Annotated in this window: 13 protein-coding genes and 1 pseudogene; 12 read left to right on the plus strand and 2 right to left on the minus strand. The window is 37.8% G+C overall.

The features are described 5' to 3' along the window. Positions 1–125: 125 nt before the first annotated feature. Complete coding sequence (locus tag M3600_RS21775; protein WP_233315434.1) at positions 126–1,169, minus strand: 2,3-butanediol dehydrogenase; 1,044 nt, start codon at positions 1,167–1,169, stop codon at positions 126–128. A gap of 131 nt (positions 1,170–1,300) precedes the next feature. On the opposite strand from M3600_RS21775, the gene M3600_RS21780 reads away from it, so the two are divergent. Further along, positions 1,301–2,224, plus strand: a complete 924-nt coding sequence (locus M3600_RS21780; protein WP_251647589.1) for a LysR family transcriptional regulator — start codon at positions 1,301–1,303, stop codon at positions 2,222–2,224. A 92-nt stretch (positions 2,225–2,316) separates the two neighbouring features. Here M3600_RS21780 and alsR read toward each other — a convergent pair. Continuing rightward, positions 2,317–3,205, minus strand: a pseudogene (alsR, locus tag M3600_RS21785) (acetoin biosynthesis transcriptional regulator AlsR). Positions 3,206–3,357: 152 nt separating this feature from the next. On the opposite strand from alsR, the gene alsS reads away from it, so the two are divergent. From alsS to M3600_RS21840, 11 genes are all read left to right on the plus strand, one after another. Beyond that, positions 3,358–5,073, plus strand: coding sequence for an acetolactate synthase AlsS (alsS, locus tag M3600_RS21790; protein WP_251647590.1), 1,716 nt, complete (start codon positions 3,358–3,360; stop codon positions 5,071–5,073). Between the two features lie 51 nt (positions 5,074–5,124). Then, positions 5,125–5,898: an acetolactate decarboxylase gene (gene budA, locus M3600_RS21795; protein ID WP_396953836.1), complete on the plus strand. Its 774-nt coding sequence runs from the start codon at positions 5,125–5,127 to the stop codon at positions 5,896–5,898. Positions 5,899–6,094: 196 nt separating this feature from the next. After that, positions 6,095–6,538 (plus strand): Rrf2 family transcriptional regulator, encoded by a 444-nt coding sequence (locus M3600_RS21800; protein WP_237942528.1) that lies wholly within the window; start codon positions 6,095–6,097, stop codon positions 6,536–6,538. Positions 6,539–6,600: 62 nt separating this feature from the next. Continuing rightward, positions 6,601–7,500: an NAD(P)/FAD-dependent oxidoreductase gene (locus tag M3600_RS21805; protein ID WP_251647593.1), complete on the plus strand. Its 900-nt coding sequence runs from the start codon at positions 6,601–6,603 to the stop codon at positions 7,498–7,500. Positions 7,501–7,801: 301 nt separating this feature from the next. Then, the gene (locus M3600_RS21810) at positions 7,802–9,238 is read left to right on the plus strand and encodes a glycoside hydrolase family 1 protein (RefSeq protein ID WP_233315428.1); all 1,437 of its coding nucleotides are present in this window, start codon (positions 7,802–7,804) and stop codon (positions 9,236–9,238) included. Positions 9,239–9,451: 213 nt separating this feature from the next. Then, positions 9,452–9,820 carry a DUF2750 domain-containing protein gene (locus tag M3600_RS21815; protein ID WP_251647595.1) on the plus strand — a complete coding sequence of 123 codons (369 nt, stop codon included), beginning with the start codon at positions 9,452–9,454 and terminating at the stop codon, positions 9,818–9,820. Between the two features lie 155 nt (positions 9,821–9,975). Beyond that, positions 9,976–10,416 carry a MarR family winged helix-turn-helix transcriptional regulator gene (locus tag M3600_RS21820; protein WP_233315427.1) on the plus strand — a complete coding sequence of 147 codons (441 nt, stop codon included), beginning with the start codon at positions 9,976–9,978 and terminating at the stop codon, positions 10,414–10,416. Positions 10,417–10,540: 124 nt separating this feature from the next. Continuing rightward, the gene (locus tag M3600_RS21825; RefSeq protein WP_233315426.1) at positions 10,541–10,867 is read left to right on the plus strand and encodes an antibiotic biosynthesis monooxygenase family protein; all 327 of its coding nucleotides are present in this window, start codon (positions 10,541–10,543) and stop codon (positions 10,865–10,867) included. Positions 10,868–10,890: 23 nt separating this feature from the next. Then, positions 10,891–11,148 (plus strand): DUF2798 domain-containing protein, encoded by a 258-nt coding sequence (locus M3600_RS21830; protein ID WP_237942534.1) that lies wholly within the window; start codon positions 10,891–10,893, stop codon positions 11,146–11,148. Between the two features lie 205 nt (positions 11,149–11,353). Then, complete coding sequence (locus M3600_RS21835) at positions 11,354–12,694, plus strand: MFS transporter (protein WP_251647597.1); 1,341 nt, start codon at positions 11,354–11,356, stop codon at positions 12,692–12,694. Beyond that, positions 12,684–15,464: an alpha-L-rhamnosidase gene (locus M3600_RS21840; RefSeq protein ID WP_251647599.1), complete on the plus strand. Its 2,781-nt coding sequence runs from the start codon at positions 12,684–12,686 to the stop codon at positions 15,462–15,464. Before M3600_RS21835 ends, M3600_RS21840 begins: the two co-directional genes overlap by 11 nt. The last annotated feature ends 14 nt before the right edge of the window (positions 15,465–15,478 follow it).

Raw genomic sequence — 15,478 nt, forward strand, 5'->3', positions numbered from 1 at the left:
TTGCATGTGAAAAATGTGGGGGTGAAATGTATCCTGAGTATTATAAAGGGGTACATGGCATAGAGTACAAATTATCGGATATTCTCTAACCATGAAAAGGACCGGGCTATGCCCGGTTTTTCTTATTATTGCTCTGATTTAACTAAGATTTTCACTTGCTTTTTTTCGTTAATCAAGCTTTCAAATCCTTCTTCAATAACATCGTCTAAAGCAATCTTTTTCGTCACAAGCTTTTCAGCCGAAAAATAGCCTTTTTGCATTAAAGACAGGACTGCAGGAAAAACATTGCGATAGCCGATAATACCTTTAACAGTGCGCTCTTTAATAACAATATCATTCGGCAGAATTTCGGCGCCTTTTTCCCATATGCTGACAATGATAGTTTCCCCGCCAATTCCGGTAGATTGGATTGCTTGGCGAAGCACAATTGGCACACCTGTCACTTCAAATGACACGTCAACACCGCCGTCTGTTAAGCGGGCAATTTCTGCAACAGTATCTGTAATTTTAGACGGGTCAATAATGATTGCTCCTAACTCTTCTGCTTTTGCCTGTCTTTCAGGAGAGAGCTCAACAGCATATATATCGGTAGCTCCTGCTGCTTTTAGTGCTTCAATAACAAGTAAGCCGATTGGTCCGCATCCGAAAACTGCCACTTTGTCGCCGGCCTTCACTCTGCTTGAACGGACAGCATAAAGTGCTACTGCTGCTGGTTCAACGAGTGCACCTTGTTCATATGACAAATCATCCGGTAATTTAAATAAAAGTTCTTCATCTACAGCAACATATTCACTAAGACCGCCGCCGCCTCCAGCAAGGCCTAAAAAGCCCATGTTTTCATCAAGATTATACGCCCCTTGGTGTCCATATGTAGCGAAAATTGGTTCTACGACAACGCGGTCGCCAACTTGATAGTTTGTTACTCCTTCGCCAATTTCCACGACTTCACCAGAGAATTCGTGTCCTAATGTTACTGGAGCAACCTCTTTTGTTAACGGATGAGGCTGATCAACAGGAATAAAAATAGGTCCGCCTAAATACTCGTGAAGATCACTGCCACAAATACCGCACCATTTAACCTTCATTTTCACTTGGCCACGTTTTACTGTTGGTTCGTCTATTTCCTCTAAACGAATGTCTCTTTGATTATGCCATCTCAATGCCTTCATTCAAAACAGCTCCTTATGTAATGTTGTTTACAAATATTAGTATACAGCTAGTTTCACTTATGATAAATTTAGTTAATATTAACTATGGTTAAGGGCTGCTTAACTAAAGAGATTAAAAGGAATAGATACTGATGAATATTGAACAACTGAAGTACATGGTAGAAATAGCACGGACAGGCTCGCTAAAGGAGGCGGCTGATAATCTGCATGTAACACTGCCTGCGTTGAGTCAATCTATTAAAAATCTTGAAAAAGAATTAAATATTATGCTTTTTCATCGCTCCAGAAGAGGATCTGTTCCGACTGATGAGGGACAAAAGCTTGTGGAAAAGGCAAATTCAGTTTTGCAGAAATTACAGGAGTTTATGGATGAGGCCGAAGCTTACACGAATACAATGAATGGTGAAATCAAGATTGCAACATATCCTGGACCGATGGAAATGCTCGTTGGTTTAATTTCTGACATAAAATGTGAATATCCGAATATTAAGGCATCTATCTATGAAAATAGCACGGAGTATATTATTGAGAAAGTGCTAGAAGGGGAAGTGGATGTTGGTTTTATAACTTATACCGAAAAAGAGGAAAAAAAGTATAAGAATCTCGTATTTAAGAAGCTGCTGGATGGACACATGGTGGTAGCGGTTAATAAGGACTCCCCATTGGCCCGTAACAAACTCATTAAACAAGAAATGTTAATTAACCAGCCTATCGTTCTTTACAATGATATATATATTCAGGAATTTATGAAGAGTTTTAGCTCGCTCCCCTACGATATCCTGTTCACAACAAATAATGTGGATACCATCCGTCATACGCTTGAAAATAATACTGCCATAAATATAGGATTTGATTATGCCTTTCAAACAGATGCGGGATTATCAAGAAGTGATAAATATGTGGTCATTAACTTTGCAGAACCTCATTACAAAACATATTCCTTTGGCTATTTTTATAATGCCAACAATGGGTTATCCCGTATTATTAGAGAATTTTTAAAGCGTATTCATCGAACGATAAAAGCAAGTGATGTTAACAATGGGAGTAAAATGTAAAAGATAGATGGTTAGAGAGCGTTATCATTTTTAGCTTTTGTCAGCTGCCGATGGGCAGCTTTTTTAATAGTTTAGAAGAAGGTTTAGAGGAGCTAAAATAAGCTCGTGCGCTGTAATACATGGTGAACTAAGTGAAAAAGAGCTGGGTTATGATTTTCTCGCCGGTAAGAAATAATCCATTCAGCTATTAGTTCTTCCTGATCCAGTTTTTTATAAAGCACATCTAGATTAAACAGCTTTTTAGCAGAGTCAGGCACAACGGCAATGCCAATACCAGCGGTGACTAAACCAATTACCATTTGGTATTCAGTGGACTCTTGAACAATATTCGGCTGAAATCCATGCTTATTGCATAGTTGGATAAAGTCCTCGTGGAGAGAAGGCCACGCCTCCTTCGATAAGGAGATAATCGGTTCATTCATCATGTCTGTTATCGCAACAGCTTGTTTATCAGCTAAACGATGATTTTTAGGTATCGCAATCACACATTCACTTTTTTTTCAAGCTTCTGCTGATAAGCTCACAGCTTGCTACAGGAGGATGGGAAAAGCCGATATCAATATCACCGTTCAATAACGCATTCAGCTGATTTGGCGCTGATAATTGCCGCAATTCAATATCAATTGACGGGAAAATAGTCATAAATTCCTTAATAGCTGGCGGCAAAATTTCGTATGTAGCGGTACCGACAAAGCCGATAATGATTTTTCCAAGTTCGCCTCTAGCTGTATGGCGTGCTGTATCAACTGCTCTGTCTAATTGACTTAAGATAGACCGAATTTGCCCTAAAAACACATCTCCGGCAGTTGTTAACTCCACAGCTCGACTGGAGCGATGGAACAGGGGGAAGCCCAATTCTTCCTCCAGCTGTTTTATTTGCTGGCTAAGAGGGGGCTGTGTCATATTCAGTCTGGCAGCCGCCCTTCCGAAATGAAGCTCCTCGGCCACTGTTTGAAAATACTGCAAGTGTCTAAGCTCCATTATATATTCCCACCTTACTAATTCATTCGTAAAACATATCAATAACACATTAAATGGATATTGGAAAAAATATCATGTGAAATGTATAGTAAATCATATCATGAAATTCCAACTTATAGAAAGAATTTCAATTTTTAAGGAGTGAACAAAGAATGGATTCTCACGAAGGAACAAACATTACAAGACGTGGAGCTGAGCTGATTGTTGATACATTGATTGCTCAAGGTGTCACACATGTATTTGCTATACCTGGTGCAAAGATAGATGCAGTGTTTGATGTGCTTAAAGACAGAGGCCCAGAATTAATTCTATGCAGACACGAACAAAATGCAGCATTTATGGCAGCGGCCGTAGGCAGGCTGACAGGGACTCCAGGAGTATGCTTGGTTACTTCAGGTCCTGGGGCTTCCAATCTTGTTACAGGTTTGTTGACAGCTAATACAGAAGGAGATCCAGTTGTTGCGATAGCTGGTAATGTCATTAGAACGGATCGATTAAAACGTACGCACCAATCGCTAGATAACGCAGCTTTGTTTAAACCCGTTACCAAATATAGTGTGGAAGTACAAGATGTTAAAAACATACCAGAAGCACTGACTAATGCATTTCGGGCAGCTCAATCAGGCCAGGCTGGTGCTGCATTTATCAGCTTTCCTCAAGATGTCGTCACAGAAGAAACTTCAGTTGAAGCTTTAGCACCGCTGTTTGTGCCAGCACTCGGCCCTGCTTGTGAAAGCAGCATTCGAGCAGCTGTTACAAACATCCAAACTGCAAAATTTCCTATTGCCATAGTAGGAATGAAAGGAAGTAGACCGGCAGCTGTCAAAGCTATCCGGAACTTATTGCAAACACTCCAAATACCTTTTGTTGAAACATATCAAGGAGCTGGCGTTCTTTCAAGAGAGCTAGAGCATCAATATTATGGACGAATCGGTCTTTTTCCTAATCAACCAGGTGATCTTTTGATTGAGCAGGCAGATGTAATTCTTTCTATCGGCTATGATCCTATCGAATTTGATCCGAAGTTTTGGAATAAAAAGAAGTCTCCTATTATTCATATCGATGAGATTCAAGCAGACGCAGACCATTATTATCAGCCTGTTTATGAATTGATTGGTGACATCCCGGCAACTGCAGATAAAATGGAAATGTTTTTTGCCCAAATTAGATTAAATGAAGAAAATAAACACTTTCTTTCTCGACTAAAAGAGCTTCACACGGAAATGGAAGCCCCACGAACGGTAGAAGAAAACGGATTGTCTCATCCTCTGAATGTAATTCATGAGTTAAGAAGGCAGATTGCAGATGATGTAACTGTAACATGTGATATTGGGTCTCATGGGATTTGGATGTCTCGTCATTTTCGAACATATCAGCCTAATAAACTGCTGATTAGCAATGGTATGCAGACACTTGGTGTTGCCCTGCCATGGGCTATTGCGGCCAGCATTATAAATCCAGATGAAAAGGTCGTTTCCGTTTCTGGAGACGGAGGTTTCCTCTTTTCAAGCATGGAGCTTGAAACAGCAGTCAGAGTAAAGGCAAACATTGTGCATTTAGTTTGGAATGACAGCTCATATGATATGGTTTCATTCCAGCAAAAAATGAAGTATAACCGCAATTCATGTGTCGATTTCGGGCAAGTTGACATCATTAAATATGCTGAAAGTTTTGGAGCAACAGGACTTAGGGTAAACTCTCCTAAAGAGCTTGCAAGAGTAATAGAAGAGGGCTTAAAGCAAGAAGGACCTGTGATTATTGATATTCCAATCGACTACAGTGAGAATATGGATTTGGCTAACCAAAAATGGCCGGATTATTTTAAACAACAAATGATGGAAAAAGAACTGTGGCATTCTTCCATCTAATATGCCACATCCCGTTTATAAGTGAATTTTAAAGAATAGAGGTGATTATGCATGGAGATGGTTAAATCAATACATGCTGACATAATAAAAGACGAACAAGATCAAAAGCAGGAAGTTTATCAAGTATCCACCATGACTGCACTTCTGGATGGCGTTTACGACGGAGACTTCAGTTTAGGAGAAATACCTGAACACGGAGATTTCGGGATTGGCACTTTTAATAAATTAGACGGAGAATTAATTGGGTTTGACGGAGAGTTTTACAGGCTCCGCTCAGATGGAACAGCAACACCTGTGAAAGAAAACGACAAATCGCCATTTTGTTCCCTGACATTCTTTGAAACGGAAATCGTTCATCGTGTGGATCGGCCCCTGACATTAGAGCAATTAGGAGAAGAATTAGACGAAATTCTTCCTAGTAAAAACGTATTTTATGCTATTAGGATGGACGGTGCGTTTAAAAAGGTCCAAACTAGAACAGTAGAAGCTCAAAGCAAACCATATGTACCAATGATTGAGGCAGTTCAAACACAGCCAATTTTTAATTTAGAGCATATAGAAGGTACGATTGCTGGATACCGCACACCACAATATGCAAATGGTATAGCAGTTGCTGGCTACCATTTACATTTTATTGATAAAGACAGAAAAAGCGGCGGCCATGTTTTCGATTTTACGATAGAGAACGTCACAATTCGTATTTGTAAAAAACAAATAATGAACTTAAGACTGCCTCAGACAGAAGAGTTTTTTAAAGCCGATTTAGATCGCGCTGATCTCGCCAATGATATCGCCGAAGCAGAAGGAAGTCCAGAAAAGAGATAATTTTACGTAAAAAGCGAAGCCTGAACTATAACGGGCCTCGCTTTTTTTGTTTAAGAACAGCAAGTGATAGTATTGTAGTTTTGGCCTTTTTTAGGAATAAATATTGATAAAGTGAAATAACTTGTTATATATCCTTTTTTAGTTTACTATTAATAATAGACATCAAAGGTCTTTAATATGCTTAAAGGGGATTTTTATGAAATATTCAAAAGCTACTAACTACGCTTTGCATACAATGGTATATCTATCATTAATGCCGAAAGGAAAGTTAGTTGGAGTAGAGCAATTAGCTAAAATCCAAGATCTTTCCCCGACATATTTGTCAAAGATATTAACTAAATTAGTGAAAGCTGGCCTAATTGAATCAACTCCGGGAGTGAATGGCGGCTATAGTATTGTGAAACATTCACGTGAAATTTCTTTTTTAGATGTAATTCAGGCAATTGAAGGGAAAACATCATTGTTCAGCTGTTCGCGGGAGCATGAGGATGCTAAAAATGGTGTATGTTTAATTGAAAATGTCATGATGGAAGCAGAAAGAAATATGGCTGATGAGCTGGCAAATAAGTACATCATTGATATTGCTGCAAAATTAGAAAAAACAAAAAAAGGAAAAACAGTAGTTACAGACTTAAAGTAATTTTTTTCGTGTAATTACAGATATTAAGAGTCTTTAATATATTTAATAGGAGGAACTGGATTATGTTACTAGATTGTGTAGTAGTCGGCGGAGGACCAGCAGGATTAAATGCCGCACTTGTATTAGGAAGAGCGAAAAAGAAGATCATTTTATTTGATGAAAACAAACCAAGAAATGCTGTTACACATGAATCTCACGGTTTTATTACTAGAGATAAGATAAAACCTTCAGAATTTAAACAGATTGCTTTGGAAGATTTAAAGGCATACCCGGAAATAATCATAAAAAATCAAAGGGTATACGATATAAAAACAGAAAATGATCATTTTGTTATTCTAACAAGTGACGGCCTAACCTATCAATCGCGTAAGATAATTCTGGCAACAGGACTTAAAGATATATTGCCAAACATTAAAGGTATACATGATTACTATGGAACAAGCATATTCAGCTGTCCATTTTGTGATGGCTGGGAATTGAAAGACCGCCCTTTAGTTGTGATATCAGAAAATGAGCGCGCTTTTCATATAACAAAGATGATATACAATTGGAGCAAAGATGTTGTTGTTTGTACAAACGGAAAAGCTGTTTTTACAAACGAGCAAAAGCAGTTATTAGCTAATAACAATATAGAATTAATTGAAGAAGAGATAGAATACTTAGAAGGAGATAAAGGGCAGCTTCTAAGTATTATATTGAAAAGCGGGAGAGAAATTGCAAGAGCTGGAGGCTTTGTAACAGCAGGTTTGCAACAGGCATCACCGTTAGCACAAGTATTAGGATGCAGTTTGAACAATATGGGCGGAATCGAAACAGACAATTCTGGCCGAACGAATATTGCAGGAGTGTACGCATGCGGAGATAATGCTGTTATTGCGCCAGCTCAATTGATTGTTGCAGCAGCAGAGGGAAGCAAAGCCGCTATGGCAGTTGTTGGTGATTTAGTGAATGAGGACTTTTAAAAATGTAATTTTTAAAATATAACGGACAAGGGCCTATAAGAAATGGCCCTTTTTTTATTTAATATGGTAGGAACTCAGAAGTATGGGAATAGTAACAGAAGCCAGTTAAATAACTAATTAGCTCGTCTTTTACTAAGTTAAACTTTCTTACATAGTCTTTACTATATTTACTTTTGATAAAAATGCAAATTACAAAACTAGTCTCTTTCAGACCAGTTTTTTTCAGCTGATAATAGTATCATTAGGTTAGATATTACAAAATCTATTACTAGATCTTAGTTAAAATAGGAGGAAGTCACTCATGTCAAAACTTAACTTTCCAGAAAACTTTTTATGGGGCGGAGCTACTGCTGCCAACCAATTAGAAGGTGGATATAATGAAGGCGGTAAAGGTCTAAACCTAGCAGATGTATTGCCAGGTGGAAAAGTCCGTCTAAAAGTTATCGCTCAAACTGGCTTTGATTTTGAAATCGATAAATCAAAATATGTATATCCAAACCATGATGGAATTGACTTCTATCATCGTTACAAAGAAGATATTGCACTATTTGCTGAAATGGGCTTTAAAGCATACCGCATGAGTATTGCTTGGTCTCGTATCTTCCCAAATGGCGACGAACTAGAGCCGAATGAAGAAGGCCTAGCATTTTATGACAAAGTTTTTGATGAACTAGCTAAATATGGTATTGAGCCAGTTGTTACTATTTCTCACTATGAAACACCGCTTCACTTAATTAAAGAATACGGTGGCTGGAGAAGCCGTGAACTAGTTACATTCTTTGAGCGTTATGCAACAGTGTTATTTAACCGCTATAAAGACAAAGTAAAATACTGGTTAACATTCAATGAAATCAATGGTGCAACACATATGCCTATTTTAGGACTAGGCTTCTCTCCTGAAAACGAGGAAACAAAGCTGCAAGACAGCTTCCAAGGTTTGCATCACCAATTTGTTGCTAGCAGCTTAGCAGTTAAAGCAGGACATGAAATTATTCCTGATGCACAAATCGGCTGTATGTTAATTTACGCACCAGTTTATGCGTATGATAGCAACCCTGAAAATGTGCTTCATGCTATTAAAGAGGAGCAAGTGTTTAACTATCTGTGTGGTGATGTTCAAGTAAGAGGAGCATATCCAACTTTTGCTAAGCGCTACTTTAAAGAAAATAACGTTAATCTGAAGATTGAAGATGGCGACTTGGAATTGTTAAAGCAATATCCAGTTGATTTCATCAGCTTAAGCTACTATATGTCTCGTACAGAGAAAAAGGTTAAAACAGATGAGGAAAAATCACAAGGTAACCTTATCGGCGGAATTAAAAACCCATTCTTGAATGCAAGTGAATGGGGCTGGGAAATTGACCCGACTGGACTTCGCATCTCTTTAAACAATCTGTATGACCGCTACCAAGTACCATTGTTCGTTGTAGAAAATGGTCTAGGCGCATACGATAAAGTAGAAGAAGATGGTTCTATTAACGATGATTACCGCATTGATTACCTTCGTGAACATATTAGAGCGATGGGTGAAGCTATCGAAGACGGTGTTGAGTTAATGGGTTATACTTCATGGGGCTGTATTGACTTAGTAAGTGCATCTTCAGGAGAAATGTCTAAGCGTTATGGTTATATCTATGTAGATAAACATGATGACGGAAGCGGTACATTTGACCGCAGCAAGAAGAAATCCTTCTTCTGGTATAAAGATGTAATTGCAACAAATGGTGAAAATCTGTAATAATATGAAGCGCTTGGGATTATCCCAAGCGCTTTTGTTATAGGCATTTATTCCTTAACCGCCTTCACTATAAAGGTATATAGTCTTCTAGGAAGTTAATAAATATATGCCTTGATAGTGGTTATTATCCTGCTAGAGTAAAAATAAATCTAGTAACTTATTGTTTTATTTGGTATATTCTTTAAAAATATACTGCAAAAGGAATGACCTGTGATGAAGTTAATTAAACAGTTTAGGTTAAATCGTCCTGCTGATAAAAGAATGGCCTATTTCTACGGTGTTGTGGCAACAGATGAACAAGTCTGGCTATTGCGTAATGAAGAAGATGACTTATTAGTATTAGAAGGCGATGAACAGTATTCTTTTGTACTGCCAGTCTGGCCAAGCAGAAGCTTTGCCGAAATGGAGTCAACCCATTTAGAGGATCCATATGAAGCATTTAACATGCCATTGAGCCAATTCATAGAGGAGCTGCTAATTGATGTGGAAAATGACGGCGGTGCAGCAGCTATCTTTCCAAACCAAAAGGATGCAAGTATTCAAACAAGGGAAGAAATAATAGAAATGATACGTAATATTTAACAGATACGCATAAGTTTCATTATCATTAAGATTTTGAATATAACAGCAGGTGAAAAAATATTAGAGTTAGACTTTATTTTTATATTGACTTTGAGGTGGGGGAGCCGCTGTTGAATGATGCTGCTGCCCTTTAATATATGGACATGGAGGAAGATATGGAGTCTGAGCAACGATTTAAGAAACTGAAAGAATTTCAGGAGCTGTTTGAAAATATTTTTAGTAAAACGAAAACACAGCATAATTTTTTCCCGAAAACAGAATACAATCTTAGTGATGGTCACATCTTAATTTTGACTTATTTGTACAGAATCAAGACTTGCACAGCATCCGATATTACTAAATATTTAGGGATAACATCAGGTGGGGGAACGGTATTAACTGATACGTTATTAAAGCATGATTTAATCAATCGTCAAAGGTCTGCAAGTGATCGAAGAGTCGTAGAGCTTACATTAACACCTGAAGGAAAGAAAATTGTTGATCAAATTATTGAAAGCAGAGCAACTGCGTTTGTAGAACTTCTGCAAGATTTAGAGGAAACAGAAATTGATCAAATGTTAAACGTATTTCGTAAATTAAATAAAAAACTAAAATAACTAATATTATCATTAATTGATATAAATTCTCATTGACTATTATCAGTAACAATGATAACTTTACTACTAACTAATATCTTAGTTAGTAAGATAATTATTTAATAATATAAAGGAGGTATTCATAATGTTTGTTAATCAGGCCCATTTTGAAGGGGAGAAGCACAATGAAGATAAATTAATAAACAAGATGAAAAAAACGCAAGAGGACTTGAGTGGTGTAGAAGGATTGCATGCTGTTGAGTTTTGGAAAAAAGAAAAAACCGATACAGTCGAATATGTAATTGTCTCAAAATGGACAGCAAAAAAGGACTTCACAGCATGGTTATCTAGAGAAGAGCATGTTAACGAGCATAAAGAAATGATTAAACAGAAGAAACAAGGCATTAGTGAGAAGCCTGTGATGAAAAAGACGATTGTTCAATACGAAACGGTAGAGGTTTCTGCTTTATAATAAGAATTTTGTAAGGGGTATTTATGAAGATTCATATAAAATATAAACAGCTTGTATTTGCATTCTTTATGTCGTTAAGTATGAGCGTATTTATTTCTTTTATTCTTGTATCCATTAATTTTGGATACAGCAGTCATTTTCTCCCACAATGGTTAAAAATGTGGGGACAAGCATTCATTTGTGCATTTTTTGGAGCTTACTTCTTCCCAAAATTTATCCATAAGATTATGATAAAAATTAGCTTTGTGGAAACGAAGGTTAAAGAGACAAAAGGGATATAATTACTAATAAGCGAAGCTGCTGTCTTTACATAGACTTAAGCTTCGCTTTTTTGTTCTATTTTTATGATGATAGTGAAGCAGTTTTTTTTCATTAAGGTTATCATTTGCCATAAAACGAGATATATTTTGATATTAAAAATTTGCTTTAATCCTTATATGATAAATATGATAACGTTTACAAATTAAGGTTAAAGGGGGTTTTAATATGAATAATACTGTTTCACTTGCATTAAAAGAAAAGCTTGCTTTTGGCATGGGTGCTTTCGGTAAGGATTTTGTTTATATCTTTATATCGATGTATCTTTTGTACTTTTATACAGATGTACTGCAGATTCCGGCGACAACAGCTGGTGCTATCCTTTTAATCGTTCGCCTTGTAGATGCGCTGTTTGATCTGCCTTTTGGTTTTTTAGTGGATAAAACGAGGACTAGATGGGGAAAGCTGCGACCGTACTTGCTATTTGGAGCGGTTCCTTACGGAGCTTGCGCTGCATTCTTATTCTATGCTCCTGCTTTTTCTCAGTCAGGAAAGATTTTTTATGCTTTCACTTTATATTTATTGATTAGCATTTTATACAGTATTGTCAGCATTCCTCATGCAGCTTTAAACACAGTAATGACAGATAATATTCAAGAAAGAGCACATCTTTCTAAATACTTGGTTATGTTCTCAGGAATCGCTGCAGCTGTAGCAGGAGTTATTACTGTTCCGATTGTTAGTTTGTTTCCAAATGAAAAGAGCGGCTATTTTTTTATGGGAGCATCATTAGGAATGTTAGCGATCATTTTTATTCTACTTTGTTTTAGGGGAACAACAGAACAGGTTACAAATACGGATAACAAATCAGTACCGTTAAGACTTGCACTGAAAACTGTCATGACAAATATTCCATTCTTGATATTATGTGCTTCGTTCCTATTGGCCCAGCTTAGCTTAGGAATTCGCAGTGCTGCCGGTATCTATTACTTTATCTATAATGTAGGCAACGCCAATCTATTCAGTATCGTTTCTGGTATTGGCGGAATTATCGGGTTAGTTTTAACATTCTTGTCTCCATTGCTCGCATTGAGGATAGGCATGAAAAAATATTATATTCTTGTAGGTGCATTTACTGTTATAGATTTTCTCTTGATTTACTTTACACCAGTAAGCAATATTCCACTGGTTTTAACGCTTAATATTATGGCAGGAACATTGACTGGATTAACGATGTTTGCTGGTTGGGGCATGCTTCCAGATGCCATTTCCTATTCTATTAAAAGGAATGGGTTGCATATAGAAGGTGTTTATTATTCTCTTTACAACTTTATTCAAAAGCTGGGAACTTCCCTTGCCGGCGGTCTTGCTGGCTTTGTGTTAGCTGCATATGGCTATCAAACAGGCAATGCGCCAACTCCTCAAAGCTTAGAAGGAATTCTCGTAACATCTGCATTAATACCAGCAGCTTGTGCCCTTTTGTTTTCTATATTAATGGTGTTTTATAACTCCAATAAGGCAGAAGCAATAAACTCACAGATAGAAGGTGACCGTTCCAATGTGTTGTAAGGTTAAGGTGGATAACTTAAAAGTAGAAAACCAGGTAAACCCAATGGGAATAGATATATTGAAACCACGATTTAGCTGGACAATTCTTTCATCTAATCATAATGTTTTGCAAACGGCGTATCACATTATAGTGACAGATGAGCAGGGGATAAAAGTATGGAATTCAAACAAAGTAGAAACGGATCAGTCAGTATGGATTGAATATAATGGCTCTCCCCTCCAGTCTCGAACACGTTACAGCTGGCAAGTTAAGATTTGGGATAATCATGGAAATGAGACAGATTGGAGTGTGCCGCAAAATCTGGAAATGGGTTTATTATGCAAAGAAGATTGGCTGGCAGCATGGATAGAACCAGAGCAGCAAGAGGCAGTTGAGGAAGCGGAGATTACTGTTCAAGACATATTTTCAGGAGCGTTAAAGGAGGAGAGTCTTGAGGAAAGAACGAAAAATCTTCATCCGCCAAAGCGGTTAAGACGATTGTTTACAATTAATAAGACGGTAAAAAAAGCCCGTCTCTATATGACAAGTCATGGTATTTATAAGCTGGAACTAAACGGGCGGAAACTAGAAAATATTGAATTTGCTCCAGACTTTACAGCATATAATGTTCATTTGCAATATCAGACATACGATGTGACTGGATATATAAACAAAGGAGAAAATGCCCTTGGTGTAGAATTGGCAGATGGCTGGTATATCGGCCGGATTCAGTTAACAGGCCATAGCTGCCAATATGGTAATAAATTAGGTGTGCTGCTCCAATTAGAGATTGAATTAGAGGATGGAACGAAAGAAATTATCACCTCAGATGAACAGTTTGTGTCAAGCTCAGGACCTTGGCAATATGCTGATTTGTTTATAGGCGAAAGCTATGATGCCCGTCTAGAGCAAGAGAATTGGAGCTGTGCAGAGTATGATGCTGCAGAATGGACTCCGGTTAAAAGAGCAGAATATTCCTTGGGAAATCTTTCTGCCCAATATGGTCCTGTTGTAAAAGCAATGGAGGAAATTGCTCCCCGAGAAATACATTATGAAGAGGATGGAGCTCAAATCATTGATTTTGGCCAAGTGATCGCTGGCCGCATGCGTATTCAAATGACTGTTCCTAGAGATACAAGGATAATTTTTGAGCATAGTGAGGTATTAGATGAAAACGGCAAATTTTTTATGAATATTATGGGCAGAAATAAAGATCAAACGAACTTTTATGTGGCAAAAGGAGATGACAGAGAGACATATGAACCAAGCTTTGTGTTCCATGGCTTCCGGTATGTGCGAGTAACTGGTCATCCGACACCTATTCAAACAGAAGATATTACAGCAGTTGTTTTATACAGCGATATGGAGATGACAGGGAACTTCACTTGTTCAGATGAGCGCCTAAATCGCCTGCAGCAAAACATTCAGTGGAGCCAAAAAACAAATATGCTGTCGATCCCGACAGATTGTCCGCAGCGGGAACGGGCTGGATGGACAGGTGATATTCAAGTGTTTGCTCCTACAGCTGCATATAATATGGATGTTTCTTCCTTCCTAACGAGGTGGCTTAAGGATGTTCGTTTAGAACAGTTTCCTGACGGGCAAATTGCTAACTATGTACCAACTGGAAAATATTATGTGAGTGAAAGTAAAGCTAGTTTTGGAAATCTTTCTAGTGCAGGCTGGGGAGATGCTATCATTATCGTCCCATGGGTGCTGTATGAAAGATATGGTGATACAAGAATTTTAGAAGAGAATTATACTGCAATGACAAAGTGGTTGAATTATGTTCGGCAAACAGCAGAGTCAGAAATCCCTGACAGTTTAAAGGATGAACAAGATGCTGTTCGCTTAAATCGGCAAAAATATTTATGGAACACAGGCTTCCACTTTGGAGATTGGCTCATACCAAGCATGAAGGATCCAATTGAAAGTGCACTTAAGACAAAAGAACTTGTAGCCACATGCTTTTATGCCAATTCGGCTTTGCTTTTAGCGAAAATTTCCATTATCCTTGGCAAAAAAGAAACAGCAGCTATGTATGAGGAATTAAATCAACAGATTCGAAAAGCCTTTGAAGAAGAGTATATAGATAAGAACGGCAGAGTATCCTCACCTACACAAGGTATCTATATTTTAGCGCTGCAAATGAATATGGTTTCGGATAGTAAACGTCCTCTCGTAGTAAACCAGCTGGCTCAATTAATTAAAGAGAATGGATATAAGTTAGACACGGGCTTTTTATCGATTCCATACTTAATGGATGTGTTGTGTAAAGAGGGCGAGCACGAAACAGCTTACCGTTTGCTTTTTCAAACACAATGTCCCTCCTGGTTATATGAGGTGGAAAATGGAGCAACAACGATTTGGGAGTCGTGGTCTGCAATTGCTCCAGACGGAACGGTCGGCTATATGTCCTTTAACCACTATGCTTTTGGCTGTGTAGGGGATTGGTTATATCGTTATATTGCCGGGATTAATCCAGGCGAGCCTGGATATAAAACGAGCATCATTGAACCACATACAGATTGTGGATTAACGTCGGCAGCTGCTGAAATAAATACGAAGTACGGAAAATTAAGCTCCTCTTGGACAAAAACAGACAATTTGGTGACATTGATTGTTGAGGTGCCTGCTAATACGACAGCAACAGTTGTGCTGTCACATAAATCAAATATACGATTAAATGGTACAGTCCTTGAAAATGATGAAAATGAACGTTTACAAAATCAAATTGGCAGCGGTTCTTATCAATTTGATTTTGCTGACAATTATGTTCCCCAATCATGATAAGAAAACAACAT

This window comes from Niallia sp. MER 6, from assembly GCF_023714395.1.
In the GTDB taxonomy this organism is placed as follows: Bacteria; Bacillota; Bacilli; order Bacillales; family Cytobacillaceae; genus Niallia.